Origin of the sequence: Phocaeicola faecicola (genome assembly GCF_013618865.1) — a bacterium.
Classification (GTDB): domain Bacteria; phylum Bacteroidota; class Bacteroidia; order Bacteroidales; family Bacteroidaceae; genus Phocaeicola; species Phocaeicola faecicola.
In genome coordinates, this window is record NZ_JABSOE010000160.1 from 1 (window position 1) to 948 (window position 948).

The window sequence follows — 948 nt, forward strand, 5'->3', positions numbered from 1 at the left end:
AATGAAGTGATTTAAACTTTTCTTTTCCTTGCACATTTTCTCAATAGCATAACGGAAAAAGCGATGTAGTTCCATGATTCCCAGTTTCTGAGCGTTGTATCAAATCGATTCAAAATAGTTCTGAAACTGTCCATCCACGCGTTTGTCCGTTCTATGGAGTATCGTTCCCTATACAACAATTCATCAAGGACTATACTGTCGTTTGTCGTTCCATTTCTTTTGTTGATACAGATGTTTGACACAATTCCATAACTTTTGAGCACGGAGCGGAGGGCTGCACAATCAAATCCGGCATCCGCATTCAGGAAAAGCCCGTCCGTTCTGATGTTGGCTTTTGCCATGTCTTCCATCATGTTCTGCATTACAGCAACAATATTGTGCGTGTCATGATGTTCCCCGCTTTTCGGAACGGACATGGCGAGAGGAAGCCCTTTCCTGTCTGTAAGATAAAGGGCATTGGTCGTCTTGCGTTTTTTCCTTCCCTGATAGCCGACTTCTTCCCCGCCGCGTATAGCCGGAGTGTGGCTTCCGTCAAGATCCACACTTGACATGTCAAGTTCCGAACGGTGCTTGTCCAAAAGTTGCAGCCAAAGCGACTTCCATTCACCTTTCTTGCTCCACTTATTGTAATGGTGAAATACAGCACCGTATTTCAGGACCTTGCCGCTGAACAGTTCTTTCACGGGAAGATATTCCCATTGGCATCCGGTCTTTAACTTATAGAGAATGGCATTGATGACTTCAATCAGACTACTTTTTGATTGAAAACCGCGTTTTGCCACAGAAAGATGAGGAAGTATTTCGTTTTTTATCGTATCTTTGTCCAATACAGCGTACATAGGTTGTTTATTATGAATGAGTTTGGTCACCCATAATATAATGAATAATTCTATTTGTACGCTGTTTGACAACATTTTAATTGATATACATAAGTTTAAATCACTTCAA

The 948-nt window shown here is 41.6% G+C and carries 1 protein-coding gene; it reads right to left on the reverse strand.

What is annotated here, in order from left to right:
• Positions 1 to 11: 11 nt before the first annotated feature.
• The gene (locus H3001_RS19115; RefSeq protein WP_117588721.1) at positions 12 to 914 is read right to left on the reverse strand and encodes an IS5 family transposase; all 903 of its coding nucleotides are present in this window, start codon (positions 912 to 914) and stop codon (positions 12 to 14) included.
• Positions 915 to 948: the final 34 nt, after the last annotated feature.